The 24,234-nt window shown below is 53.9% G+C and carries 27 protein-coding genes; 15 read left to right on the top strand and 12 right to left on the bottom strand.

Annotation, left to right across the window (positions count from 1 at the left end; translation table 11 throughout):
- Positions 1 to 89 precede the first annotated feature (89 nt).
- From cytR to rraA, 6 genes are all read left to right on the top strand, one after another.
- Positions 90 to 1,124: a DNA-binding transcriptional regulator CytR gene (gene cytR / locus AAIE02_RS14630; protein ID WP_008457548.1), complete on the top strand. Its 1,035-nt coding sequence runs from the start codon at positions 90 to 92 to the stop codon at positions 1,122 to 1,124.
- Positions 1,125 to 1,213: 89 nt separating this feature from the next.
- Entirely contained in the window at positions 1,214 to 2,257 is a 1,044-nt protein-coding gene (gene ftsN, locus AAIE02_RS14625) for a cell division protein FtsN (RefSeq protein ID WP_498532819.1), read from the top strand.
- 89 nt (positions 2,258 to 2,346) lie between these two features.
- Positions 2,347 to 2,877 carry an ATP-dependent protease subunit HslV gene (hslV, locus tag AAIE02_RS14620; protein ID WP_008457544.1) on the top strand — a complete coding sequence of 177 codons (531 nt, stop codon included), beginning with the start codon at positions 2,347 to 2,349 and terminating at the stop codon, positions 2,875 to 2,877.
- A gap of 9 nt (positions 2,878 to 2,886) precedes the next feature.
- Positions 2,887 to 4,221: an ATP-dependent protease ATPase subunit HslU gene (hslU, locus tag AAIE02_RS14615; protein WP_008457542.1), complete on the top strand. Its 1,335-nt coding sequence runs from the start codon at positions 2,887 to 2,889 to the stop codon at positions 4,219 to 4,221.
- Between the two features lie 77 nt (positions 4,222 to 4,298).
- Positions 4,299 to 5,225: a 1,4-dihydroxy-2-naphthoate polyprenyltransferase gene (menA, locus tag AAIE02_RS14610; protein WP_008457540.1), complete on the top strand. Its 927-nt coding sequence runs from the start codon at positions 4,299 to 4,301 to the stop codon at positions 5,223 to 5,225.
- Between the two features lie 95 nt (positions 5,226 to 5,320).
- Complete coding sequence (rraA, locus tag AAIE02_RS14605) at positions 5,321 to 5,806, top strand: ribonuclease E activity regulator RraA (protein WP_008457535.1); 486 nt, start codon at positions 5,321 to 5,323, stop codon at positions 5,804 to 5,806.
- 63 nt (positions 5,807 to 5,869) lie between these two features.
- Here rraA and zapB read toward each other — a convergent pair whose 3' ends face one another.
- Positions 5,870 to 6,109, bottom strand: coding sequence for a septal ring assembly protein ZapB (zapB, locus tag AAIE02_RS14600; protein ID WP_008457532.1), 240 nt, complete (start codon positions 6,107 to 6,109; stop codon positions 5,870 to 5,872).
- 435 nt (positions 6,110 to 6,544) lie between these two features.
- Between zapB and AAIE02_RS14595 the strand changes: the two genes are divergently transcribed.
- From AAIE02_RS14595 to fpr, 4 genes are all read left to right on the top strand, one after another.
- Positions 6,545 to 7,399, top strand: coding sequence for an MIP/aquaporin family protein (locus tag AAIE02_RS14595; RefSeq protein WP_008457530.1), 855 nt, complete (start codon positions 6,545 to 6,547; stop codon positions 7,397 to 7,399).
- A gap of 21 nt (positions 7,400 to 7,420) precedes the next feature.
- The gene (gene glpK, locus AAIE02_RS14590; protein WP_008457520.1) at positions 7,421 to 8,935 is read left to right on the top strand and encodes a glycerol kinase GlpK; all 1,515 of its coding nucleotides are present in this window, start codon (positions 7,421 to 7,423) and stop codon (positions 8,933 to 8,935) included.
- A gap of 106 nt (positions 8,936 to 9,041) precedes the next feature.
- Entirely contained in the window at positions 9,042 to 10,052 is a 1,011-nt protein-coding gene (glpX, locus tag AAIE02_RS14585) for a class II fructose-bisphosphatase (RefSeq protein WP_498532818.1), read from the top strand.
- Positions 10,053 to 10,151: 99 nt separating this feature from the next.
- Entirely contained in the window at positions 10,152 to 10,898 is a 747-nt protein-coding gene (gene fpr, locus AAIE02_RS14580) for a ferredoxin--NADP(+) reductase (RefSeq protein ID WP_008457514.1), read from the top strand.
- 1 nt (position 10,899) lies between these two features.
- On the opposite strand, the gene AAIE02_RS14575 is transcribed toward fpr, so the two are convergent.
- Positions 10,900 to 11,319, bottom strand: coding sequence for a DUF805 domain-containing protein (locus AAIE02_RS14575; protein ID WP_336983480.1), 420 nt, complete (start codon positions 11,317 to 11,319; stop codon positions 10,900 to 10,902).
- 117 nt (positions 11,320 to 11,436) lie between these two features.
- Here AAIE02_RS14575 and AAIE02_RS14570 point away from each other — a divergent pair, with 117 nt between their 5' ends.
- Together AAIE02_RS14570 and tpiA are read left to right on the top strand one after the other, a co-directional pair.
- Positions 11,437 to 12,036, top strand: coding sequence for a DUF1454 family protein (locus AAIE02_RS14570; RefSeq protein ID WP_166995832.1), 600 nt, complete (start codon positions 11,437 to 11,439; stop codon positions 12,034 to 12,036).
- 108 nt (positions 12,037 to 12,144) lie between these two features.
- Complete coding sequence (gene tpiA, locus AAIE02_RS14565) at positions 12,145 to 12,912, top strand: triose-phosphate isomerase (RefSeq protein ID WP_336983479.1); 768 nt, start codon at positions 12,145 to 12,147, stop codon at positions 12,910 to 12,912.
- A gap of 48 nt (positions 12,913 to 12,960) precedes the next feature.
- Here the strand turns inward: tpiA and AAIE02_RS14560 are convergent, their stop codons facing one another.
- From AAIE02_RS14560 to cpxP, 5 genes are all read right to left on the bottom strand, one after another.
- Positions 12,961 to 14,265: an SLC13 family permease gene (locus tag AAIE02_RS14560; protein WP_498532817.1), complete on the bottom strand. Its 1,305-nt coding sequence runs from the start codon at positions 14,263 to 14,265 to the stop codon at positions 12,961 to 12,963.
- Positions 14,266 to 14,365: 100 nt separating this feature from the next.
- Positions 14,366 to 15,355: a sulfate ABC transporter substrate-binding protein gene (locus AAIE02_RS14555; protein WP_008457502.1), complete on the bottom strand. Its 990-nt coding sequence runs from the start codon at positions 15,353 to 15,355 to the stop codon at positions 14,366 to 14,368.
- A 151-nt stretch (positions 15,356 to 15,506) separates the two neighbouring features.
- Positions 15,507 to 16,469: a 6-phosphofructokinase gene (gene pfkA, locus AAIE02_RS14550; protein ID WP_008457500.1), complete on the bottom strand. Its 963-nt coding sequence runs from the start codon at positions 16,467 to 16,469 to the stop codon at positions 15,507 to 15,509.
- A 182-nt stretch (positions 16,470 to 16,651) separates the two neighbouring features.
- A complete protein-coding gene (gene fieF / locus AAIE02_RS14545) occupies positions 16,652 to 17,554 on the bottom strand; it encodes a CDF family cation-efflux transporter FieF (protein ID WP_008457498.1) in 903 nt (300 codons plus the stop codon).
- A 123-nt stretch (positions 17,555 to 17,677) separates the two neighbouring features.
- Complete coding sequence (gene cpxP, locus AAIE02_RS14540; RefSeq protein WP_336983477.1) at positions 17,678 to 18,187, bottom strand: cell-envelope stress modulator CpxP; 510 nt, start codon at positions 18,185 to 18,187, stop codon at positions 17,678 to 17,680.
- A gap of 151 nt (positions 18,188 to 18,338) precedes the next feature.
- Here cpxP and cpxR point away from each other — a divergent pair, with 151 nt between their 5' ends.
- The 3 genes from cpxR to trmL all read left to right on the top strand — a co-directional run bounded on the left by cpxR (position 18,339) and on the right by trmL (position 20,980).
- Positions 18,339 to 19,037: an envelope stress response regulator transcription factor CpxR gene (gene cpxR, locus AAIE02_RS14535; RefSeq protein ID WP_008457487.1), complete on the top strand. Its 699-nt coding sequence runs from the start codon at positions 18,339 to 18,341 to the stop codon at positions 19,035 to 19,037.
- Positions 19,034 to 20,404 (top strand): envelope stress sensor histidine kinase CpxA, encoded by a 1,371-nt coding sequence (gene cpxA / locus AAIE02_RS14530; protein WP_008457485.1) that lies wholly within the window; start codon positions 19,034 to 19,036, stop codon positions 20,402 to 20,404. The genes cpxR and cpxA overlap by 4 nt, the downstream gene beginning before the upstream one ends.
- A 102-nt stretch (positions 20,405 to 20,506) precedes the next feature.
- Entirely contained in the window at positions 20,507 to 20,980 is a 474-nt protein-coding gene (gene trmL, locus AAIE02_RS14525; protein WP_008457484.1) for a tRNA (uridine(34)/cytosine(34)/5-carboxymethylaminomethyluridine(34)-2'-O)-methyltransferase TrmL, read from the top strand.
- On the opposite strand, the gene cysE is transcribed toward trmL, so the two are convergent.
- The 5 genes from cysE to AAIE02_RS14500 all read right to left on the bottom strand — a co-directional run bounded on the left by cysE (position 20,977) and on the right by AAIE02_RS14500 (position 24,118).
- The gene (gene cysE / locus AAIE02_RS14520) at positions 20,977 to 21,792 is read right to left on the bottom strand and encodes a serine O-acetyltransferase (protein WP_008457483.1); all 816 of its coding nucleotides are present in this window, start codon (positions 21,790 to 21,792) and stop codon (positions 20,977 to 20,979) included. The genes trmL and cysE overlap by 4 nt on opposite strands.
- 78 nt (positions 21,793 to 21,870) lie before the next feature.
- Positions 21,871 to 22,890, bottom strand: a complete 1,020-nt coding sequence (gpsA, locus tag AAIE02_RS14515) for an NAD(P)H-dependent glycerol-3-phosphate dehydrogenase (RefSeq protein ID WP_336983476.1) — start codon at positions 22,888 to 22,890, stop codon at positions 21,871 to 21,873.
- The gene (gene secB, locus AAIE02_RS14510) at positions 22,890 to 23,357 is read right to left on the bottom strand and encodes a protein-export chaperone SecB (RefSeq protein ID WP_008457481.1); all 468 of its coding nucleotides are present in this window, start codon (positions 23,355 to 23,357) and stop codon (positions 22,890 to 22,892) included. The genes gpsA and secB overlap by 1 nt, the downstream gene beginning before the upstream one ends.
- A 56-nt stretch (positions 23,358 to 23,413) precedes the next feature.
- The gene (grxC, locus tag AAIE02_RS14505; RefSeq protein WP_008457480.1) at positions 23,414 to 23,665 is read right to left on the bottom strand and encodes a glutaredoxin 3; all 252 of its coding nucleotides are present in this window, start codon (positions 23,663 to 23,665) and stop codon (positions 23,414 to 23,416) included.
- Positions 23,666 to 23,686: 21 nt separating this feature from the next.
- Entirely contained in the window at positions 23,687 to 24,118 is a 432-nt protein-coding gene (locus AAIE02_RS14500; protein ID WP_166995768.1) for a rhodanese-like domain-containing protein, read from the bottom strand.
- Between the last annotated feature and the right edge of the window lie 116 nt (positions 24,119 to 24,234).

The raw sequence follows: 24,234 nt of genomic DNA, 5'->3' as shown, positions 1-24,234 counted from the left end.
ACCGCTTACAGCCAACTTCTGCTAAGAATGTGATGACTGTCAGACACACAGGAGTGTTGACGATAGCGGCGTGCATGTGAGGAGAAGAAGTGAAGCCGAAGAAACCGGTGGTGAATGCCACCATGAAAGATGTCGCCGTGCAGGCAAAAGTGTCTACTGCAACGGTATCCCGCGCCTTAATGAACCCGGACAAAGTTTCACAAAGTACCCGTAATCGCGTGGAACAGGCGGCGATTGAAGTGGGGTATTTGCCTCATTCTCTGGGGCGTAACATCAAACGCAGCGAATCACGCACTATTCTGGTCATCGTGCCGGATATCTGCGATCCGTTTTTCAGCGAAATCATTCGCGGTATTGAAGTTACCGCAGCTTCACACGGCTATCTCGTGCTGATTGGCGATTGCGCCCACCAAAATCAGCAGGAAAAAACTTTCATCGACCTGATCATCACCAAACAAATTGATGGCATGCTGCTGCTGGGCTCACGCCTGCCGTTTGACGCCAGCAAAGAAGAGCAACGCAATCTGCCGCCGATGGTCATGGCCAATGAGTTTGCCCCTGAGCTGGAACTGCCCACGGTGCATATCGACAATCTGACCGCCGCCTTTAACGCCGTTTACTATCTGCAAGAGCTCGGGCATCAGCGCATTGCCTGTATTGCCGGGCCTGAAGAAATGCCGCTTTGCCATTATCGCTTACAGGGATACGTTCAGGCGCTTCGCCGCAACGGCATCGTCGTCGATCCTCACTATATTGCGCGCGGTGATTTTACCTATGAAGCAGGCGCCGCAGCGCTGGCACAGCTTATTGCCCTGCCCGAACCCCCAACCGCCATTTTCTGCCATAGCGACGTGATGGCGCTAGGGGCGCTGTCTCAGGCAAAGCGCAGCGGGCTTAAAGTCCCGGAAGATTTATCGATTATGGGCTTCGACGATATTGCCCTGTCGCAGTTCTGTGACCCGCCCCTCACCACCGTCGCACAACCCCGTTTCGATATTGGTAAGGAAGCTATGCTGCTATTGCTGGACAACATGAACGGCCAAAACGTTAACAGCGGCTCACGCCTGCTGGACTGCGATCTTATTGAGCGAGGCAGCACTGCCGCGCCCGGCAGCAGAAATTGAGCCGTTTTTAAGACTGCATAAACTGGTCAAAGCCCCGCCCCTTAAGTAACATGGCGGACTGATAAACGAATAAAGACAGCGAAACGATAGTGGCACAACGAGATTATGTAAGCCGCGGGCAATCGGCAGGGACGCGGCGCAAAAAAAGTACACCCCGCAAAAAGCAACGTAGTCTGCCCTCCGTCTCTCCAACGATGGTTGCCATTGCGGCCGCAGTCGTGGTGGCCTTTGTCGGCGCTCTTTACTTTATTACTCACCATAAGAAAGAAGAGATTGACGCGCTCCCTGGCCACAAAGTGACCGGCAATGGCCTGCCGCCAAAACCGGAAGAGCGCTGGCGTTACATTAAAGAGCTGGAAAACCGCCAGCCTGGCGTACGTGCGCCTACCGAACCGACAGCCGGCGGCGAAGTCATGAATCAAAGCCAGCTAACCAACGAACAGCGCCAGTTGCTGGAGCAAATGCAGGCGGATATGCGCCAGCAGCCTACGCAGCTGAATGAAGTCCCGTGGAATGAGCAAACCCCTGCCCAGCGCCAGCAAACGCTGCAGCGCCAGAAACAGATTGTGCAGCAAACTCAGCCTGTGCAACAGCAGCAGTGGAACACGCAGACGCAGCAGCCTCGCGTTCAGCAGCGTGTAGCGGAACAGCCATACCAGCAGCCGCGTAACACGCAACAAACCACGCAGCCTTATCAACAGCCAAAAACTGTGCCGCAGCAACAGCCGAAAACCTCTACGGCAAATAATCAGCAGCCGTATCAGGATCTGCTGCAAACGCCACCGCACAGCCAGCAAAAAGCGCCACAGCAAACCAAACCGGCTCAGCGTGAAGCTCAGCCTGCACCAATTACGCGTGAGCCAGAAGTGGCTAAGCAGGCTCCTGCTGCTCAGGAGAAAAAGGATGAAAAACGCTGGATGGTGCAGTGTGGTTCATTTAAAGGCAGCGAGCAGGCGGAAACCGTTCGTGCTCAGCTGGCGTTTGAAGGCTTTGACTCCCGCATTACCACCAATAACGGCTGGAACCGCGTCGTTATTGGGCCAATCAAAGGTAAAGACAATGCCGATGGCACCATCAATCGGCTGAAGATGGCTGGACATACCAGCTGTATTCGTCTTGCCGCCGGGGGTTGAAACCCCAAAATTGCCCCCCATTTATAATGGCATTAGGCCCTGCGCACCGCGCAGGGCTCCTGTTTAGCTGATGCAAAAGGGGTCCGATCGTGACAACAATAGTAAGTGTACGTCGTAACGGCCATGTGGTTATTGCCGGCGATGGCCAGGCCACGCTGGGTAATACCGTCATGAAAGGTAACGTCAAAAAAGTACGTCGCCTGTACAACGATAAAGTGATCGCGGGTTTTGCCGGCGGTACTGCGGATGCCTTCACGCTGTTCGAACTGTTTGAGCGCAAGCTGGAAATGCATCAGGGTCACCTGGTGAAAGCCGCCGTTGAGCTGGCGAAAGACTGGCGTACCGACCGCATGCTGCGCAAGCTTGAAGCGCTGCTGGCCGTGGCCGACGAAAGCGCGTCGCTGATCATCACCGGTAACGGGGACGTCATCCAGCCTGAAAACGATCTGATTGCCATTGGCTCCGGCGGCCCGTACGCCCAGGCCGCAGCCCGTGCCCTTCTGGAAAATACCGAAATGGGCGCGCGCGATATCGCTGTGAAAGCGTTGGATATTGCAGGTGATATCTGCGTTTATACCAACCACTTCCATACCATCGAAGAATTACCGTCTAAAGCGTAAGGATCTCCCATGTCTGAAATGACCCCACGCGAAATTGTTAGCGAGCTGAATAAACACATTATCGGCCAGGACAACGCTAAGCGCTCCGTCGCTATCGCCTTACGTAACCGCTGGCGCCGTATGCAGCTTGATGAAGAGCTGCGCCATGAAGTTACCCCTAAAAACATTCTGATGATCGGCCCAACCGGCGTGGGTAAAACCGAAATTGCCCGCCGCCTGGCAAAACTGGCCAACGCGCCGTTCATCAAAGTTGAAGCGACCAAATTCACCGAAGTCGGCTATGTGGGCAAAGAAGTGGACTCCATTATCCGCGATCTGACCGATGCCGCAGTCAAAATGGTGCGCATGCAGTCTATCGAGAAGAACCGCTACCGCGCTGAAGAAATGGCCGAAGAGCGTATTCTCGACGTGCTGATCCCACCGGCGAAGAACAACTGGGGTCAGGCGGAAGCCCAGCAGGAGCCATCGGCTGCTCGCCAGTCGTTCCGCAAGAAACTGCGCGAAGGCCAACTGGATGATAAAGAGATCGAAATCGATCTCGCCGCTGCACCGATGGGTGTAGAAATCATGGCACCTCCTGGCATGGAAGAGATGACCAGCCAGCTGCAATCCATGTTCCAGAACCTGGGCGGCCAGAAGCAAAAGCCACGCAAGCTGAAAATCAAAGATGCGATGAAGCTGCTGGTGGAAGAAGAAGCGGCGAAGCTGGTGAATCCGGAAGAGCTGAAGCAGGACGCCATCGACGCAGTTGAGCAGCACGGGATCGTGTTTATCGACGAAATCGACAAAATTTGTAAGCGCGGCGGCAACAGCTCCGGCCCGGATGTGTCCCGCGAAGGCGTACAGCGTGACCTGCTGCCGCTGGTAGAAGGCTGCACCGTATCCACCAAGCACGGCATGGTAAAAACTGACCACATCCTGTTTATCGCTTCCGGCGCGTTCCAGGTTGCGAGCCCGTCAGACCTGATTCCTGAGCTGCAGGGGCGTTTGCCTATCCGCGTTGAGCTGCAGGCGCTGACCGTAGACGATTTCGAGCGCATCCTGACCGAACCTAACGCCTCCGTGACCGTACAGTACAAAGCGCTGATGGCAACTGAAGGCGTGAACATCGACTTTACCGAGGACGGTATTCGTCGTATTGCTCAGGCTGCCTGGCAGGTAAACGAATCTACCGAAAACATCGGGGCACGTCGCCTTCACACCGTGCTTGAACGTCTGATGGAAGATATCTCCTATGACGCCAGCGAGTTAGATGGTCAGTCCATCCTGATCGATGCCGAATACGTCGGTAAACATCTGGATGAGCTGGTTGCAGATGAAGACCTGAGCCGTTTTATCCTATAATCCGGCTAACGCATTTTCTTCATTTGAAATGGAGGGCTTATGCCCTCCATTTTTTTATCTAAACTGGCAACCAAATAATGAGCGATTCGCAACCTACAAGTGTCACCCAGGCCTGGCTGGAAAGCCTTCGCCCACGCACGCTACCTCTGGCGTTTGCTTCAATCGTCTGCGGTTCGGCCCTGACTTACTGGCAAGGTGTCTTTGACCCGGCTGTGGCGCTGCTGGCGCTGCTGACCGCCGGACTTTTGCAGATCCTGTCTAACCTCGCCAATGACTATGGCGACGCGGTCAAAGGCAGCGACAAAGAAGACCGTCTCGGGCCACTACGCGGGATGCAAAAAGGAATGATTACTCAGGCGCAGATGAAACGTGCGCTGGTCATCACCGTCATCCTCATTTGTTTGTCGGGTCTGTCGCTGGTCGCCCTTGCCTGCCATACCTTCTCCGATTTCATGGGCTTCTTGCTACTTGGGCTGCTGTCTATCGTCGCCGCCATTACCTACACCGTCGGCACCCGTCCTTATGGCTACATGGGGCTGGGAGATATCTCAGTGCTGGTGTTCTTTGGCTGGATTAGCGTGGCGGGCACCTGGTATCTGCAGGCTAATTCGCTGGCGGCGCTGGTGATTCTGCCGGCCACGGCCTGTGGGTTACTCGCCACCGCAGTGCTGAATATCAATAACCTGCGTGATATCGATAGCGATCGTGAGAACGGTAAAAATACCCTTGCTGTACGTCTTGGGCCCATTGTTGCACGCCGCTATCATGCCGCTCTGCTCATCGGGGCTTTGGCCTGTCTCGCCCTGTTTAACCTTATCTGGCTCAAGAGCCTGTGGGGATGGTTATTTGTTCTGGCCGCGCCGCTGCTGCTCAAGCAGGTTACCTACGTAATGCGGGAGCAAGATCCCGTGGCGATGCGCCCGATGCTGGAACGCACCGTCAAAGCCGCGTTGCTGACGAATCTACTGTTTGCTCTGGGCGTCGTCCTCAGTACCGTTGTGTGATGACTGACAAATATCAATTAACAATTGATGATTTTGCCAACAGTTAACAGAACGCGATATACTGACAACTCCTGCAGCAAATGAACCTTAATCCTATGAAATACGATACTTCTGAGCTTTGTGACATCTACCAGGAAGAGGTCAACGTCGTTGAGCCGTTGTTCTCCAACTTTGGTGGCCGCTCGTCATTTGGTGGGCAAATCATCACGGTGAAATGTTTCGAGGACAACGGGTTGCTGTACGATCTGCTCGAAGAGAATGGCCGTGGGAGAGTCCTGCTGGTAGACGGCGGTGGTTCAGTACGCCGCGCGCTGATTGATGCGGAACTGGCTCGTCTTGCGCTGCAAAACGAGTGGGAAGGCATTGTGGTTTACGGCGCGGTGCGCCAGGTGGATGACCTGGAAGAGCTGGACATTGGCATCCAGGCGATTGCCGCCATCCCGGCTGGCTCCGCGGGAGAAGGCATCGGCGAAAGCGATGTGCGCGTCAATTTTGGTGGCGTGACCTTCTTCTCAGGCGACCATCTGTATGCCGATAACACCGGCATCATTCTCTCCGAAGATCCGCTGGATATTGAGTAATCCGGTCGATGAATAGCAAAACGGGCGCCTCAGGCGCCCGTTCTTTTTTGTCGGAAGCAGGAATTACACTTCTTCCATTTTGCCCAGCAGCGCGTGTAAACGCTCCTGCCAGACATGCTGTTGTTCTTTCAGGCTGCTGTTTTCACGCACCAGCTCTTCATGGTTGCTTTGTGCCTGCTGAACTTCCTGAGCCAGACCGTTATTTTTCTCTTTCAGCTCTTCGATTTCCATCTGTAACAACGTAATCGTGTCAACCGCCTGCTGAACTTTTGCTTCCAGTTTCTCAAACACTTCAAATGACATTTCGAACTCTCCTGAATGGCAAGGCGTTGATGGATGGCTATCCTCGTCCCGATTCTACGGCGACGCCTTTATGAACGTATGCACAACACGTAGCGTAACTCGATTGTAAGTAGCCCGGATGCCCGTGTCCAGCGGCTTACCGCGCTCTTTGCGTAACATGACGTTTTTCAGCCTATGCTGAAAGCCAGGGTTCACGGTCGATTCGAATTGTTAAAAAACACGTTAACAAAACGCGTAATTCCCCCCTCTTTCCCATGAGGCACCGCTCATTTTTTAGCGCGAAAACGCTCATTTTCTTGACGCAGCACGCACATTTTAAGTTCGATATTTCTCGTTTGTGCTCGTTAACGATAAATTAACACCATGCCTACATGGCATAAAGGTGACAAGGATGCTCGACAACAATAATCATCAATTTGCCTTCAGGACCCCACTATGAGTCAGACCGCTACAACAACCTTAAAAGGCCAGTGCATCGCCGAATTCATGGGTACCGCGTTGTTGATCTTCTTCGGTGTGGGATGTGTTGCTGCATTGAAAGTGGCCGGTGCCACGTTCGGGCAGTGGGAAATCAGCATCATCTGGGGCTTAGGGGTGGCAATGGCCATCTATATGACCGCAGGTGTTTCCGGCGCACATCTTAACCCGGCAGTAACGATCGCACTCTGGCTGTTCGCTTGTTTTGACGGACGCAAAGTCGTGCCGTTTATTATTTCACAGTTCCTTGGCGCATTCTGCGCCGCCGCGTTGGTTTATGGCTTATATTACAATCTGTTCCTCGACTACGAACAAACGCACCATATGGTGCGCGGCAGCGTAGAAAGCCTGGATTTGGCGGGCATATTCTCCACCTATCCGAACCCACACATTAACTTCGTCCAGGCATTCGCCGTAGAAATGGTGATCACTGCCATTCTGATGGGCGTCATTCTGGCGCTGACCGACGATGGCAACGGCGTGCCGCGTGGCCCACTGGCTCCGCTGCTGATTGGCCTGCTGATTGCGGTGATCGGCGCGTCCATGGGACCACTGACCGGGTTTGCGATGAACCCAGCGCGTGACCTTGGGCCGAAGACCTTTGCGTGGCTGGCTGGCTGGGGCGACGTCGCCTTCACCGGTGGGAAAGATATTCCTTACTTCCTGGTGCCGCTGTTTGCGCCTATTCTCGGCGCTTCCCTCGGCGCATTCGGCTACCGTAAATTGATTGGTCGCCACCTGCCATGCGACGTCTGCGTTGTCGAAGAAGACAAGCCGGACAGCAAGGTGACCTCTCAGCAAAAAGCACTGTAATACTGACTTCAGGACTTGATTATGACTACAGAAAAAAAGTACATCGTCGCTCTCGACCAGGGAACAACCAGCTCGCGTGCCGTCGTCCTGGATCATGACGCCAACATCATTAGCGTTGCACAGCGTGAATTTGAGCAAATCTATCCTAAGCCAGGCTGGGTAGAGCATGACCCCATGGAAATCTGGGCCACCCAAAGCTCCACGCTGGTAGAAGTGCTGGCGAAAGCCGACATCAACTCAGACGAAATCGCGGCCATCGGCATCACCAACCAGCGTGAAACCACAGTAGTTTGGGAGCGCGAAACCGGTAAGCCAATTTACAACGCTATCGTCTGGCAGTGCCGCCGTACCGCTGATATCTGTGAAGAGTTGAAGCGCAACGGCATGGAAGAATACGTGCGTCACAACACCGGCCTCGTGGTGGACCCGTACTTCTCCGGCACTAAAGTTAAATGGATCCTCGACCACGTCGAAGGTTCCCGCGAGCGTGCTCGCCGTGGTGAACTGCTGTTCGGTACCGTGGATACCTGGCTCATCTGGAAGATGACTCAGGGGCGTGTACACGTCACCGACTACACCAACGCTTCTCGTACCATGCTGTTTAACATCCACGAGCTGGACTGGGATGACCGCATGCTGGAAGCGCTGGACATTCCTCGCGCTATGCTGCCGGAAGTGCGCAAGTCTTCCGAAGTCTATGGCCAGACCAACATCGGCGGTAAGGGCGGCACGCGTATTCCTATTGCCGGGATCGCGGGTGACCAGCAGGCCGCGCTGTTTGGCCAGCTGTGCGTGAAAGAAGGGATGGCGAAGAACACCTACGGAACCGGCTGCTTTATGCTGATGAACACCGGTGAGAAAGCCGTGGCCTCCACCAATGGCCTGCTGACGACTATCGCCTGCGGCCCGAAAGGTGAAGTGAACTACGCGCTGGAAGGCGCCGTATTCATGGCGGGGGCATCCATTCAGTGGCTGCGTGACGAAATGAAGCTGATTGGCGATGCGTTCGACTCCGAGTATTTCGCCAACAAGGTGAAGGATACCAACGGCGTCTACGTTGTGCCTGCGTTCACCGGCCTCGGCGCACCTTACTGGGACCCGTATGCACGTGGGGCTATTTTCGGCCTGACCCGCGGCGTGAACTCTAACCACATCATTCGCGCCACTCTGGAATCAATCGCCTACCAGACCCGTGACGTGCTGGAAGCAATGCAGGCAGACTCCGGTATTCGTCTGCACGCGCTGCGCGTGGACGGCGGTGCGGTAGCCAACAACTTCCTGATGCAGTTCCAGTCCGACATTCTGGGTACCCGTGTTGAGCGTCCTGAAGTTCGCGAAGTCACTGCGTTGGGTGCGGCTTACCTGGCCGGTCTGGCCGTGGGCTTCTGGCAGAACCTCGATGAGCTGCAGGAGAAATCCGTCATCGAGAAAGAGTTCCGCCCTGGTATCGAAACCACCGAGCGTAATTACCGCTACGCCGGCTGGCAGAAGGCGGTTAAACGCGCCCTTGCCTGGGAAGATCACGAAGAGAAATAATCCCTACAAGGCCCCTGAAAAGGGGCCTTTCAGTCTCTGCCTTTCCCGCCCCTTTTCTCGCCTGTGCTAAACTCCCCGGCAATTCTGTTTGCTAAATGAGTCTGCTATGAAACGAGAACTTGCCATCGAATTTTCCCGCGTGACCGAAGCCGCCGCCCTTGCTGGCTACAAATGGCTTGGCCGCGGCGATAAAAATGTCGCCGACGGCGCAGCGGTAAACGCCATGCGTATCGTCCTTAACCAAATCAATATCGACGGTGAGATCGTCATTGGCGAAGGCGAAATTGACGAAGCGCCGATGCTCTACATTGGTGAAAAAGTCGGGACAGGGAAAGGCGACGCGGTAGATATTGCCGTTGACCCCATCGAAGGTACGCGCATGACGGCGATGGGCCAGGCCAACGCTCTGGCTGTGCTCGCGGTGGGAGATAAAGGCACGTTCCTCAATGCGCCCGATATGTATATGGAAAAACTGATTGTTGGGCCTGGAGCCAAAGGCGTCATCGACCTTAATCTCAGCCTCGAGGACAATCTTCACCGCATCGCCGCTGCGCTGGAAAAACCGCTTAGCGAATTGACCGTAACCATTCTGGCCAAGCCACGTCACGACGAAACGATCAAAGAGATGCAAAAGCTTGGCGTGCGCGTGTTCGCTATTCCGGATGGCGACGTAGCGGCTTCTATTTTGACCTGCATGCCGGACAGCGAAGTGGATGTCCTCTACGGCATCGGCGGTGCGCCGGAAGGTGTGGTTTCAGCGGCAGTAATCCGCTCGCTGGACGGCGACATGCAGGGCCGCCTGCTGGCTCGCCACCACGTAAAAGGCGACAGTGAAGAAAACCGCCGCATCGGCGAACAGGAACTGGCGCGCTGCAAAGCAATGGGCATTGAGGCTGAACGCGTGCTGAAGCTCGATGAAATGGCGCGTAACGACAACGTTATTTTCTCCGCTACCGGCATCACCAAAGGCGATCTGCTGGAAGGGATCACCCGTAAAGGCAATATGGCCACCACGGAGACGCTGCTGATTCGCGGTAAATCCCGTACGATCCGCCGCATTCAGTCTATTCATTATCTCGATCGTAAAGATACCGAGGTACAGAAGCATATTCTGTAACGTTTCTCGTTTGTTGGTTCGAGCTTTCCGGCTCGTTTGGGCTGGAAATGCTGCCACATTCTGGTGAAGATAGGTAAAAAGCAACGACGGGAGTACAACATGGCGGAGTGGGTTACAGGTAAAGTTACCAGAGTTCAAAACTGGACGGATTCTCTCTTCAGCCTGACGGTTCATGCGCCGGTGCATGCGTTTACCGCCGGGCAATTTACCAAGCTTGGGCTGGAAATTGACGGCGAACGCGTACAGCGCGCCTACTCCTACGTGAATGCCCCCAGTAATCCCGATCTCGAGTTCTATCTGGTCACCGTTCCCGAAGGGAAACTCAGCCCACGTCTGCATGCGCTCAAGCCTGGCGATGAAGTGCAGCTGGTAAGCGAAGCCGCCGGGTTCTTTGTTCTGGAAGAAATTCCTGAGTGCAAAACACTCTGGATGCTGGCGACCGGCACCGCGCTGGGGCCTTATCTTTCAATCCTGCAGGAAGGCAAAGACCTTGAACGTTTTGAGAATATCGTGCTGCTCCATGCGGTCCGCTATGCCAACGATTTAAGCTATCTGCCGCTGATGCTTGAACTACAAGAACGCTACCAGGGCAAACTGCGTATTCAAACCGTGGTCAGCCGCGAAACGGTCGCAGGTTCGCTCACCGGGCGTGTTCCGGCGCTGATAGAAAGCGGTGAGCTGGAGGCCGCCGTTGGTTTACCGATGGATATTGAAACCAGCCATGTGATGCTATGCGGTAACCCGCAAATGGTGCGTGACACGCAACAGCTCTTGAAAGATACCCGGCAGATGGCCAAACATCTGCGCCGCAGGCCTGGCCACATGACCGCCGAGCATTACTGGTAAATCAGCGGAATTTAACTTCGCTGGTCTCTTTCCCGAAACGGTTTTCACCCTGGGTGCCAATAAAAGCGCCCAGGTCCATCAGCACCATGACGAAAATCAGCGTCGGGATAAAACGCCCCAATCCCCACTGCCACAGGGTGCCAAAGGTTTCCCAGTTGCCTGCCACCAGCAGCCAGGCAGGAATAAAGAGCAACGCCCACCAGCCTTTTTTATCCCTGTCATGCAGGCGCTTCACAATCACCGCCGCAGTTGGAATCAGCGAGCCGGTGAGGAAGAAGCCCGCCGTGGAATACGGCATGATTTCGGCCCCGGCCAGGGTAAACAGAATAACCAGCCCGACTATCCACGCGCCGATCCAAATCCAAAAATCGCGGCGTCCAATACGCCCTTTAAAAGAGAACAACCATTGCTGTATGGTCATGGGTAAGGTCCTTATTATTTTATCGCGGCGTAGTGTACCCTGGTCACCGCCCGTTTTGACAAGCCAACGGATTGCCGATTTAATCGGGATGATGAACCCATCAGGAGAAGTGTGTCGATGAAATACCTGCTGCCTGCCCTCGTGCTGCTGGCGCTGCCTTTGGCGGTGAGCCGGGCAGATCCTGCGTCAGACGCAGTTTCTCAGCTTCCGGCGGCGCCTTATCTGCTCCCCGGCGCACCCACTTTCGATCTGACCATTACCCAGTTTCGTGGCAAATTTGATATTGATAATCCGTCGCTACCGCTGAACGAATTTCGCGCCGTGGAGAAGAGCCGTGACAAAGCCAATCTGACCCGCGCCGCTACCAAGATCAACGAAAACCTTTATGCTTCTGTGGCACTGGAACTCGGCACCCTAAAAATTAAGTCGATGCAGATAACCTGGCTCCCCATTCAGGGGCCGGAGCAAAAAGCCGCCCGTGGCAAAGCGCTGGAATACATGGCTGCGATCATCCGCAGCTTCACGCCAACGCTTTCCAAAGCGCAAAGCCAGCAGAAGCTGACCAAACTACTCAACGACGGCAAAAATAAACGCTATTTCGCGCAGAACGACGGTGCTATTCGCTATGTCGTGGCAGATAACGGCGAAAAGGGGCTAACTTTCGCCGTTGAACCGATTAAGCTAACGCTATCTGAGACGCTAAACAGCGGCGAATAAATGACAAAAAGCAAAGCCTTTCGCCCGCCGACTCTCTATACTGTTTCACAGACCAAGCTGCCCGACGGGCAGTGATTCTTTTTATTGCTTACCGCGTGGAGAATTAAAATGCGACATCCTTTAGTGATGGGTAACTGGAAACTGAACGGCAGCAAACACATGGTTAACGAGCTTGTTGCTAACCTGCGTAAAGAGCTGTCTGGCGTGGAAGGCTGCGGCGTGGCTATCGCCCCACCCACCATGTACCTGGACCTGGCGAAACACGCTGCTTCCGGTAGCCACATCATTCTTGGCGCGCAGAACGTAGACGTTAACCTGTCCGGCGCGTTTACCGGTGAAGTTTCTGCAGAGATGCTGAAAGATATCGGTGCTAAATACATCATCATCGGTCACTCTGAGCGTCGTACCTATCACGCTGAGTCTGATGAGTTCATCGCTAAGAAATTCGCCGTGCTGAAAGCAGCAGGCCTGGTGCCAGTTCTGTGCATCGGTGAAAGCGAAGCTGAAAACGAAGCGGGCAAAACCGAAGAAGTTTGTGCACGCCAGATCGACGCCGTGCTGAAAACTCAGGGCGCAACAGCATTCGAAGGTGCGGTAATCGCTTACGAACCAATCTGGGCTATCGGTACCGGTAAATCTGCAACCCCAGCTCAGGCTCAGGCGGTACACAAATTTATCCGTGACCACATTGCTAAAGCTGACGCGAAAGTGGCTGAGCAAGTGATCATCCAGTACGGCGGCTCCGTTAACGATAAAAACGCAGCAGAGCTGTTTGCTCAGCCAGACATTGACGGCGCGCTGGTTGGCGGTGCATCCCTGAAAGCTGACGCTTTCGCGGTTATCGTTAAAGCAGCAGCTGAAGCGAAAAAAGCGTAATCACGCCAATAATATTGATGAACGGCTCCGCTTGCGGAGCCGTTTTTTTTAGAGTTTGTGCAGCAGTTGGAACCAGCCATAGTCCAGCGGTAGCAAAATCGAAAACGTCACCACGGCCAGCGCCAGGCAAAGCTTCATCCCTTCCCTTGCCGGGACTTTTCCCAACCCCATCGCCACCACAATCGGCGACGCCATATACGGCAGAAGCGGCGTTGAGTAACCCAGCACCTGAATCATAATCACCGACAAAAGTGGAAAACCGGTCGCCTGTGAGAAGCTTTCGGCAAAAGTGGTATAGAGCGCCGGAACGCCGTTCGCAGTGACGATGAAGTTGAGCAGGCTGGTGATACCGGTTAGCGCGGCAAAGCTGGTGAACGGCCTGCTGGCCTCCAGGGGCATAATCGCCATTAGCTTCTCACCCACAAGTGCCCCAAGACCGATATGCGTCACAGTCGTGGCCAGCGCTAAAATGCCCGCCACATAGAAGCAGGTACGCACATTCACACCGCTGGCAAACTCCTCGCCGGAGATAAACCCCACTCGCGGTAACAGCGTCATACAGGCGGCAATCAGCCCTATCCATGCAGGACCAATGCCGTGCCAGCTTTCCGTCACCCACAGCCCGAGCACAACGACCAGCAGCCACGCCAGCCGTTTTTCTTCAGGGCTCATCGGTCCTGGACTCTCAATTTGCTTTGGCGGCTGCGGTTTGCCAGGAAATAGCCAGACAATCAGGCCTATCAGCACTAATCCTTTCAGAATGCCAAGCACCGGAGTGTGCAGCAGCAAATAAGGCAGATAGTTAAGATGCAGGCCATAAGCCCCTTCCGCCGCTCCGCTCATCACCAGATTCGGCACATTCGCCGGTAAGATCGTCGCCGAGAGCTGGAAAGTGCCAAACCCCACGGCCAGCGCCAGACCGTACCAGGCGCGGGTGCCGTCGCAAATGGACGCTCTTTTCGCCATCGCCGCAACAATCGGCATCAACAGGGCAATGCGCCCCATATTTGAAGGCATAACAAATGCCAGCGCATAGCTTAGAAGCACGACGCTGCCGACCATATGTAGCCAGGAGTCGGTCATCCGGGCGGACAGCGCCCGCGCAACTCGATCGGCCAAACCCGTTTTGCGAATCGCAATCCCCAGCACAAAACCGCTGAACACCAGCCAGAAGGCCGATGAGGCAAAACCACTAAAAATCACCTCGGCCGGGGCTATCTTTGCCACCATCGCCGCGGCAAAAAATAACAGTGCAGTCAGGTATTCCGGGAGGGCAGAAGTGGCCCAAAGGACAATGGTGATAAGGATAATAATGCCGGGCAGGATCAGAGGGTCCGATAACCAGAGCGACATACCTGTCTCCTGTAGAGTTTTTCAGCACTCTACGGGAAGATATTCTGCGAGTAAATGTCAGACCGTGGAAACAAAAATGGCCCCGCAGGGCCATTTAACGTTAACGCTTGCTGATTTGGTCGAAACTGCCGCCGTTGGAGAAGTGATCCTGCTGTGCTTTTGCCCAGCCGCCAAACTCTTCATCTATCGTGTAGAGCTTCAGTTTCGGGAATTCTTTTTCGTATTTCTTCGCGACTTCAGGATCGCGCGGACGATAGTAATTCTTCGCCGCAATCTCCTGACCTTCAGGTGAGTAGAGATACTTCAGGTATGCTTCTGCCACGGCCTGAGTCCCTTTCTTCTCAACAACCTTGTCCACAACGGACACAGTCGGTTCCGCAAGAATAGATTCGCTCGGGGTCACAATCTCAAATTTGTCTTTGCCCAACTCATTGGTAGCCAGTAACGCCTCGTTTTCCCACGCAATCAGCACATCACCAATGCCGCGCTCAACAAAGGTGTTGGTCGAACCACGGGCACCGGAGTCCAACACCTCTACGTTTTTGAATAAGGCTTTAACGAAGTCCTGTGCTTTCGCTTGATCGTTATTGTTATGGTGCAGCGCATAACCCCACGCCGCTAAATAGTTCCATCGCGCGCCGCCGGAGCTTTTCGGGTTTGGCGTGATGACAGACACACCCGGTTTGATCAGGTCGTTCCAGTCATGAATTTGTTTAGGGTTGCCTTTGCGCACCAGGAATACGATGGTGGATGTATATGGCGCAGAGTTGTCTGGCAGGCGCTTGATCCAGTTTTTATCAATGCGCCCGCGCTCGGCGATGGCATCAACGTCATAGGCCAGCGCCAGGGTTACGACGTCGGCTTCAATGCCATTAATGACCGACGTTGCCTGCTTCCCGGATCCGCCGTGTGACTGGCGCACGGTGACCGTATCACCGGTTTGCTGCTTCCAGTGAGCACTGAACGCTTTGTTGTATTCTTCATACAGTTCACGAGTCGGATCGTAAGACACGTTGAGTAACTGAATATCCTTCGCCAGTACGCCACCAGAAGCCAAAAGTAATGTTAAACCCACGCCCCACTTGTTCATCGCACGCTCTCTTTATGAAGTTTGATGCGACCAGCCTGCCAGAAACTATTTCAAGGATTAAAGAATAAAAAAAGATTGGCTATAACTTTTGGCGATATAACAGGCAATAAAAAACCGGGCCATGCCCGGTTTTTACTGACAGCTATCTGGATTAATACAGCTTTTTAGCGCAATCCAGCCAGTCACCTTTGAACGGACGCTTCATGTTTTCAATCGCGTCGATGATGTCATGGTGAACCAGTTTTTCGTTCTGAATACCGACGCAGCGGCCGCCGAAGCCCTGTAGCAGCAGCTCGATGGAGTAAGCCCCCATACGGGATGCCAGAATACGGTCATACGCTACCGGGGAACCACCGCGCTGGATGTGGCCCAGAACGGTAGCACGGGTTTCGCGTTTGGTTTCGGTTTCGATGTATTTAGCCAGTTCATCAACATCGCAAATGTGCTCGGTAATAGCCACAATGGCGTGTTTCTTACCTTTCGCAATCCCGGCTTTGATTTCTGCCACCAGATCTTCACGGCTGAATTCAACTTCCGGCAGCACCACAAACTCACAGCCGCCGGCGATAGCCGCAGCCAGGGTCAGGTCGCCGCAGTAACGCCCCATCACTTCAACGATGGAGATACGCTGGTGTGAAGAGGAGGTATCGCGCAGGCGGTCAATCGCTTCAACCACGGTTTCCAGCGCAGTGAAGTAACCGATGGTGTAATCGGTACCTTTAATATCGTTATCGATGGTGCCCGGCAGGCCGATGCAAGGGAAGCCCATTTCGGTCAGGCGCATCGCCCCCATGTAAGAACCGTCACCGCCAATAACCACCAGCGCATCAATGCCGCGTTTTTTCAGGTTTTCGATAGCCACGGCGCGAATGTTTTCATCGCGGAACTCAGGGAAGCGAGCGGAGCCGAGGAATGTACCGCCACGGTTGATCATGTCGGACACGCTGTAGCGGTCCAGCTGCACCATGCGATCTTCGTACAGACCCAGGTAGCCATCATAGACACCCATGACTTCCAAACCTTCTGACAGCGCTGCACGCACCACACCGCGGATAGCCGCGTTCATGCCCGGCGCATCACCGCCACTCGTCAACACACCAATTTTTTTGATCATGACTACCTCTGAACTTTGAAAGCAAAATTAATCCTGTTGCCGGAAAACGCTGCGGGCAATCCGAAACTTCGACGCTGTCCAAATAGTATAACAACGGCTCCCAGCTGAATTGATTCAGGTCAGGCCAAATGGCGGTACATTATGCAAAAACTGCCAGTCAGCGCCAACTTTCCAACGTAAAACTAAAGCTCGAAATGCCCCTGCCGTCCCGTCGGAACAACAGAGCAAGGATCCTGGTGGATAATCACATCCGATCCTGGGAAACGCTGCAGAATCGCCTGCTCCACCTGTTCAGCCACAACATGCGCCTGAACCAGCGGTAAATTATCTTCCATCTCAATATGAAGCTGTATAAAGCGGGTCGGCCCTGACTGCCGCGTTCGGAGATCGTGAGCCCCTCTGACACCGGGCCACGCGTTCACGATATCAATAATAGCCTGACGTTCCTCGTCTGGTAACGCCCGATCAAGCAGCGATTGCACGGCTTCATAACCCATTCGCAGCGCGCTATACAAAATGTACACGCCAATACCCAAAGCAAACAGCGAATCAGCACGATGCCAACCGTACCAGGAAAGGGCCAGCGCAATAAGAATTGCGCCATTCATCATAACATCAGACTGATAATGAAGCATATCGGCCCGGACGGCCTGGCTTTGTGTTTTTCGTACCACCCAGCGCTGGAAGGTCACCAAAACTAAGGTGCTTATCAGTGCCACAATCGTCACCGCCACGCCAATGCCAGGATCTTTCATCGGTGAAGGGTCAGCCAGATGCTGAATACCGGTTAAAAACAGGAACAGGGCCGAGCCTGAGATGAACATGCTTTGTGCGAGAGCGGCCAGCGATTCCGCTTTGCCGTGACCGAATGTATGTTCTTCGTCTGCTGGCTGGAGTGAATAACGCACCACAAGCAAGTTCGTCAATGAAGCTGCGATATCGACCAGTGAGTCCACCAGCGCCGCCAGAATACTGACCGAGCCGGTATACCACCAGGCGAAAATTTTTATTAAAAGTAGCAACGACGCCATGACGGTCGCCGCGATTGCAGCCCGGCTAACCAGCTGCCCATATTGTTGATTCATGGGGGCTCCCGCAGGTGAATGCCGGTAGTATAGCGGATCAGACCTGAGCGTCAGGCAAAAAAAACCCGCCTGGTGAGGCGGGGAAGACAGGGATGGTGTCTATGGCAAGGAAAACAGGGTTTGTTACTGGTTACTACGGGTACTGCTACTACTCATGGCCTGCAGCGAAACCCCCTGCTGCAGTTCCGACAGTTCACGGAGATGGTCCATGCGCTGCTGGTGTTTCTCATTTAAAGCGGCTTGCTGTTCCGGACTGAGTAAGTGGTACATTTGGTTGCGTACTTTTGCCATCTCGACCTGGCGGGCAACCTGTTCTTGTGCCATTTTTTCAGCCTGAGCTTTCACTGCCACTTCATCAAATTTATCGGCGGTGATCAGACGATGCATGATCTCCATTTCGCTAACATTAACGGGTGGGCTATCATGCCTTGCCCGGTGCATAAGATCTCGCATCTGTTGGCGCTGTTGCTCAGTCAAACTTATGCCGTCAAACATGTGGTTCTGAGCGTTGTTTCGTTTTGCCAGATTATCGCTTTGTGGCCAGTTAACGCCGGTCGGCAAATCATCGGCCGAGCTGGCTAAAGAGATCAATGCCAGTGTTGAGGCCATGACGACAGCGGTAACATTGCGCATCACTTGCTCCCGAAATCTGTGTGTGCTGCGATTCAACGAGAGCCAGTCTACGATTCCCGCTGCAAACTAGCGTCAGGGGGTGTAAAACAACGTAAAGTCATGGATTAGCGCGCCTTGATGACGTAATTTCTGCCTCGGAGGTAATTTCACAATGAATAAAATCCTGTTAGTTGATGATGACCGAGAGCTGACTTCCCTGCTAAAGGAATTGCTCGACATGGAAGGTTTTGACGTGATTGTTGCTCACGATGGCGAGCAAGCGTTGACGCTTCTGGACGACAGCATCGACCTGTTATTGCTTGACGTAATGATGCCCAAGAAAAACGGTATTGATACGTTGAAAGAACTTCGCCAGACACACCAGACACCCGTCATTATGCTTACCGCTCGCGGTAGCGAACTTGACCGTGTACTCGGCCTTGAGCTGGGTGCCGATGACTACTTACCAAAACCCTTTAACGATCGTGAGCTGGTCGCCCGTATTCGCGCCATCCTGCGTCGTTCACACTGGAGCGAGCAGCAACAAAACAGCGACAGCAGCTCACCGACGGTAGAAGTCGATGGGCTAAGCCTCAATCCAGGCCGCCAGGAAGCGAGTTTCGACGGACAAGCGCTGGACTTAACCGGCACAGAGTTTACGCTGCTGTATCTCCTCGCTCAGCATCTGGGCCAGGTGGTTTCTCGTGAACATCTGAGCCAGGAAGTATTGGGTAAACGCTTAACACCGTTCGACCGCGCCATAGACATGCATATTTCCAACTTGCGTCGTAAATTGCCGGATCGCAAAGACGGTCATCCGTGGTTTAAAACCTTACGTGGTCGCGGCTATCTGATGGTTTCCGCTTCATGATAAGTAGCCTTACCGCGCGCATTTTTGCCATCTTCTGGCTGACACTGGCTCTGGTACTGATGTTAGTTTTGATGCTGCCGAAGCTGGATTCACGCCAGATGACCGAGCTGATGGAAAATGAGCAACGTCAGGGCTACATGATTGAGCAACACGTCGAAGCTGAACTGGCAACCGATCCACCGAATGATTTGATGTGGTGGCGGCGTCTGTTCCGTGCCATCGACAAATGGGCACCTCCAGGCCAGCGTTTGCTGCTGGTCACCAGCGAAGGGCGCGTCATTGGCGCCCAACGCAACGAAATGCAGATCATCCGTAACTTTATCGGCCAGTCCGATAACGCCGATCATCCCCAGAAAAAGAAATATGGGCGAGTTGAGCTGGTTGGCCCATTTTCGGTGCGAGATGGTGAAGATAACTACCAACTTTACCTGATTCGCCCGGCCAGCAGCTCTCAATCTGACTTTATCAACCTGCTGTTCGACCGGCCTTTACTACTGCTAATTGTCACCATGCTGGTAAGTTCTCCGCTATTACTTTGGCTGGCCTGGAGCCTCGCGAAACCTGCCCGCAAGCTCAAGAATGCAGCAGATGAAGTCGCCCAGGGCAACCTACGCCAGCATCCAGAACTCGAGGCTGGGCCACAGGAATTCCAGGCCGCGGGCGCGAGCTTCAACCAAATGGTGACTGCGTTGGAGCGAATGATGACGGCGCAGCAGAGGTTGTTGTCGGATATCTCCCATGAACTCCGCACGCCGCTGACCCGCCTGCAGCTTGGAACCGCGCTACTGCGTCGCCGCAGCGGTGAAAGCAAAGAGTTGGGGCGCATAGAAACAGAAGCCCAGCGTCTGGACGGCATGATTAATGACCTGCTGGTGATGTCGCGCAATCAGCAAAAAAATGCGCTGGTCAGCGAAACAATGAAAGCGAACCAAATCTGGGCAGAAATGCTGGATAACGCTGCGTTTGAAGCAGAGCAAATGGGTAAGTCGTTGGAAGTCACCTACCCGCCGGGTCCGTGGCTGATGTACGGTAACCCAAATGCCCTGGAAAGTGCGCTGGAGAATATTGTTCGCAATGCTCTGCGTTACTCGCACACCAAGATAGCAGTGAATTTCTCCGTCGATAATCAGGGCATTACCGTCACCGTTGACGATGACGGCCCGGGCGTCAGTCCGGAAGACAGAGAGCAGATTTTCCGTCCGTTTTATCGTACGGATGAAGCGCGCGATCGCGAGTCGGGGGGGACAGGTCTCGGTCTGGCTATCGTGGAAACCGCCGTGCAGCAGCATCGTGGCTGGGTAAAAGCTGACGACAGCCCGCTGGGCGGCCTGCGCCTGACGCTCTGGCTGCCGCTTTATCACCGCTGACAAACAGGATAAACATTCGCAATACCAGGCTCTACGGAGCCTGTTTTCATTTCTGCTCAGGCGCTATTTTGCTATTCTGCGCCCCTAGTTGATGGGGGTTGTATGTTAAATATCGTTTTGTTTGAGCCAGAAATTCCGCCCAATACCGGGAACATTATCCGCCTGTGCGCCAACACTGGTTTCCGCCTGCACATCATCGAGCCAATGGGCTTTCCCTGGGATGATAAACGCCTGCGTCGCGCCGGGCTGGATTATCACGAATTTACGACAGTGCTGCGCCATCGCGACTATAACGCCTTTCTGGAAGCCGAAAACCCTCAGCGCCTGTTTGCTTTAACAACCAAAGGAACACCCGCCCACAGTGCTGTGAGCTATCAGGCTGGAGATTATTTGATGTTTGGCCCGGAAACTCGCGGGCTACCCGCTGAGATACTGAACGCCATGCCGCCAGAACAAAAGATTCGCATTCCCATGATGCCGGACAGCCGCAGCATGAACCTCTCTAACTCGGTGTCCGTAGTGGTCTATGAAGCCTGGCGCCAGCTAGGGTATCAGGGCGCTGTTCTCAGAAGCTAAATGCCGTCGCCGTATTCAAAGCCTGCGCCGTTGAAGTGCTGATCCATATCTATCGCTGGCTTGTCACTTCCCGGCGTACCCACGATTCGCGCCGGCACGCCAGCTGCCGTTGTATGCGGCGGAACAGGCTGGAGCACGACGGAGCCTGCGCCAATTTTTGCGCCGGTTCCAACCTCAATATTGCCGAGGATCTTGGCACCCGCACCAATCATTACGCCTTCGCGGATTTTCGGATGGCGATCGCCACTGGTTTTACCGGTACCGCCCAGCGTGACCGATTGCAGAATAGACACATCGTTTTCGACGACCGCAGTCTCACCAATGACAATCCCGGTGGCATGGTCAAGCATAATCCCGCACCCAATTTTTGCCGCAGGGTGAATATCAACCTGGAAAGAGACGGAGACCTGGTTCTGCAAGAAGATAGCCAGCGCCTGTCGCCCCTGCAGCCAAAGCCAATGGCCAATGCGATACGCCTGCAGCGCATGGAAGCCTTTAAGATAAAGCAGCGGCGTTGAATACTTGTCTACCGCGGGGTCACGCGTACGCACCGCCTGGATGTCGCAAGCGGCAGAGGCAATCATCTGCGGATCGGCAGCGTAGGCCTCTTCAACCACTTCGCGAATGGCAATGGCCGGCATAATCGGCGAAGCCAGCTTATTGGCCAACATGTAGCTGAGCGCATTTCCAAGATTATCGTGCTTGAGGAGCGTCGCATGATAAAAACTGGCCAACATGGGTTCACAATCCGCAAGCGCTCGCGCTTCGGCTTTAATATTGCTCCACACCAAATCCAGTTCTTCAGACGACATTGCTCTCTCCAGACAGAAAAACAACGCCCGACACCAGGGTCGGGACGTTTCAGTTATTGCGGTGTATTAAGCGATCCTTCATTTGCCGCTTCGTTCATCCTTACGAGTACGACCAAGCAACGTTAATGCTGCCTCGCGCGCATTTTTTCCGCAATACAATACCTGATAAATTTCCTCGGTTATTGGCATTTCGACGCCTACCCGAGCCGCCAGCTCGCGCACTTCTTTGGTATTGCGATAGCCTTCAACCACCTGGCCAATCTTTTGCTGTGCTCCATCTACATCCATTCCCTGACCGAGCATCATGCCAAAGCGACGGTTGCGGGACTGGTTGTCGGTACAGGTCAGCACCAGATCGCCCAAGCCGGCCATGCCCATAAAGGTTTCCGGCGAAGCACCGAGCGCGCTGCCAAGGCGAGTCATCTCCGCGAGACCACGGGTGATAAGCGCGGTACGCGCATTGGCGCCAAACCCGATGCCGTCCGACATCCCTGCGCCAATAGCGATAACGTTTTTAACCGCACCGCCAAGCTGAACGCCGATGAAATCAGGATTGCTGTAGACACGGAAGCTTTTACCGCAGTGCAGAAGATGTTGGAGGTCATCCGCAAACGGGTCATCGGTTGCCGCAAGCGCAATCGCCGTCGGTAAACCTGCTGCCAGCTCTTTCGCGAATGTTGGGCCAGAAATGACGGCCAGGGGAACATCATCCCCCAGCGCCTCACGGGCAACATCCTGCAGTAGACGACCCGTTTCAGCTTCCAGACCTTTTGTCGCCCACACAATACGTGCATCCGGGCGCATCAGCGGCTTGATTTGGCGCAACACTTGCCCAAACACATGGCTCGGTACAACCACCAGAATATTACGGCTGGCGGCCAGCGCTAGGGCTAAATCACTCTCAAGATGTAAAGTGTCGGGAAAAGGGACATCGGGCAGGAAAGCCGCATTGCAGCGATCGGCCTGCAGCGTGGCAATATGTTTGGCATCATGACCCCACAACACAACGTGGTGGCCATTTCTCGCAAGGGTGATTGCAAGAGCGGTGCCGTAAGAGCCGGCACCGATAACAGTCATTGAAGCATTAAGGCTGTTCATCAGGCATCCTGATGGTTTTCAGCACCTTCGCCAGCTTGCTGCTGCAGATAATTCATGAACAACGCATCGAAGTTAACCGGTGCAAGGTTCAGCTGCGGGAAAGTGCCGCGAGAAACCAGGCTAGTGATACATTCACGCGCATATGGGAACAGAATGTTCGGGCAGTATGCGCCCAGGCAATGCGCCAGCTGCGTGCCTTCGATACCGTCAACGGAGAAGATACCCGCCTGCTGAACTTCACACAGGAAAGCGGTGTCTTCACCCAGCGTAGCGGTCACGGTTACGCGCAGCACAACTTCATAAACATTTTCAGCCAGTTGGCTGGATGCAGTATCCAGATCCAGTTTTACTTCCGGCTGCCAGTCTTTCTGGAAAACGTGCGGTGCGTTAGGTGCTTCGAAAGAGACATCCTTGGTGTAAACACGCTGAATCTGGAAACCCATTTCTGTATTGTTTTGTTCTGACATTGTTAACCCTTAAATTTAAACGTCCTTACTCTGCGATACACGGCAGACAAACCGCACTAGCTCAGCAGGGGATCGAGTCCACCACGCGCATCCAGTGCGTACAAGTCATCGCAACCGCCAATGTGCTGTGCGTCAATAAAAATCTGCGGTACCGTGGTGCGACCACTGCGTTTGATCATCTCTTCCCGCTTAGCGGCATCACCATCAATAGGTAATTCCTGAAACGCCACGCCTTTTTCGTTCAGCAGGGCTTTTGCACGGTGGCAAAAAGGACAAGTCGCTTTGGTATAGATCTCAATATTCGCCATGGTTTACCTCAGTTTTCCAGATTATTTACCGCGAACCAGCGGCAGGTTTTCCCCGCTCCAGCCGGCAATACCTTCTTTTAGCAGCGCAACCTGCTCAAAACCAGCCTTGTGCAACAAAGCCGCTGATTCTTGTGAAGAAACACCGTTAGCGCATACCACAATAATGGGCTTCGCTTTATGCTTTTCAAGTTCACCCAAGTTGCCGTTTTTGATTTCAGTTGGCAGCACGTTCAGTGAATTTGCAATGTGGCCTTTACGGAAGTCGTCACGCTGGCGCACATCAACCACCACCGCATCTTCTTTGTTAATTAAGCGAGTAGCTTCACCACGAGTGATCACTTTAACTTTAGAGGCCAGGCCTTTAAAGGTCATGAAAAGTACCGCGGCCAGCAGGCCAACCCACGCCAGACTAAGTATGGGGTGGCGACCAACGAATTGCATAATTTCTTGCATGGGGGGTAATAACTCCCGACTAAGTAATGATGAGAAAACCAGGTGGGGAGTATACCTTCGCGTTGTGGCAATTACAGCCAGTCTGAATAATGTTATGTGGATTCTGCGGGCTGTTA

The sequence above is a fragment of the Cedecea sp. Ae19-4 genome (assembly GCF_059801165.1).
Note: the sequence above shows the minus strand (reverse complement) of the source record. Positions and strands in the feature narration are given on the sequence as shown.

Excerpts from the sequence above, each read along its gene's own strand:
- hslU (WP_008457542.1), top strand. The coding sequence starts at position 2,887 with ATGTCTGAAATGACCCCACGCGAAATTGTTAGCGAGCTGAATAAACAC.
- menA (WP_008457540.1), top strand. The coding sequence starts at position 4,299 with ATGAGCGATTCGCAACCTACAAGTGTCACCCAGGCCTGGCTGGAAAGC.
- rraA (WP_008457535.1), top strand. The coding sequence starts at position 5,321 with ATGAAATACGATACTTCTGAGCTTTGTGACATCTACCAGGAAGAGGTC.
- zapB (WP_008457532.1), bottom strand. The coding sequence starts at position 6,109 with ATGTCATTTGAAGTGTTTGAGAAACTGGAAGCAAAAGTTCAGCAGGCG.
- AAIE02_RS14595 (WP_008457530.1), top strand. The coding sequence starts at position 6,545 with ATGAGTCAGACCGCTACAACAACCTTAAAAGGCCAGTGCATCGCCGAA.
- glpK (WP_008457520.1), top strand. The coding sequence starts at position 7,421 with ATGACTACAGAAAAAAAGTACATCGTCGCTCTCGACCAGGGAACAACC.
- glpX (WP_498532818.1), top strand. The coding sequence starts at position 9,042 with ATGAAACGAGAACTTGCCATCGAATTTTCCCGCGTGACCGAAGCCGCC.
- fpr (WP_008457514.1), top strand. The coding sequence starts at position 10,152 with ATGGCGGAGTGGGTTACAGGTAAAGTTACCAGAGTTCAAAACTGGACG.
- AAIE02_RS14575 (WP_336983480.1), bottom strand. The coding sequence starts at position 11,319 with ATGACCATACAGCAATGGTTGTTCTCTTTTAAAGGGCGTATTGGACGC.
- AAIE02_RS14570 (WP_166995832.1), top strand. The coding sequence starts at position 11,437 with ATGAAATACCTGCTGCCTGCCCTCGTGCTGCTGGCGCTGCCTTTGGCG.
- tpiA (WP_336983479.1), top strand. The coding sequence starts at position 12,145 with ATGCGACATCCTTTAGTGATGGGTAACTGGAAACTGAACGGCAGCAAA.
- AAIE02_RS14560 (WP_498532817.1), bottom strand. The coding sequence starts at position 14,265 with ATGTCGCTCTGGTTATCGGACCCTCTGATCCTGCCCGGCATTATTATC.
- AAIE02_RS14555 (WP_008457502.1), bottom strand. The coding sequence starts at position 15,355 with ATGAACAAGTGGGGCGTGGGTTTAACATTACTTTTGGCTTCTGGTGGC.
- pfkA (WP_008457500.1), bottom strand. The coding sequence starts at position 16,469 with ATGATCAAAAAAATTGGTGTGTTGACGAGTGGCGGTGATGCGCCGGGC.
- fieF (WP_008457498.1), bottom strand. The coding sequence starts at position 17,554 with ATGAATCAACAATATGGGCAGCTGGTTAGCCGGGCTGCAATCGCGGCG.
- cpxP (WP_336983477.1), bottom strand. The coding sequence starts at position 18,187 with ATGCGCAATGTTACCGCTGTCGTCATGGCCTCAACACTGGCATTGATC.
- cpxR (WP_008457487.1), top strand. The coding sequence starts at position 18,339 with ATGAATAAAATCCTGTTAGTTGATGATGACCGAGAGCTGACTTCCCTG.
- cpxA (WP_008457485.1), top strand. The coding sequence starts at position 19,034 with ATGATAAGTAGCCTTACCGCGCGCATTTTTGCCATCTTCTGGCTGACA.
- trmL (WP_008457484.1), top strand. The coding sequence starts at position 20,507 with ATGTTAAATATCGTTTTGTTTGAGCCAGAAATTCCGCCCAATACCGGG.
- cysE (WP_008457483.1), bottom strand. The coding sequence starts at position 21,792 with ATGTCGTCTGAAGAACTGGATTTGGTGTGGAGCAATATTAAAGCCGAA.
- gpsA (WP_336983476.1), bottom strand. The coding sequence starts at position 22,890 with ATGAACAGCCTTAATGCTTCAATGACTGTTATCGGTGCCGGCTCTTAC.
- secB (WP_008457481.1), bottom strand. The coding sequence starts at position 23,357 with ATGTCAGAACAAAACAATACAGAAATGGGTTTCCAGATTCAGCGTGTT.
- grxC (WP_008457480.1), bottom strand. The coding sequence starts at position 23,665 with ATGGCGAATATTGAGATCTATACCAAAGCGACTTGTCCTTTTTGCCAC.
- AAIE02_RS14500 (WP_166995768.1), bottom strand. The coding sequence starts at position 24,118 with ATGCAAGAAATTATGCAATTCGTTGGTCGCCACCCCATACTTAGTCTG.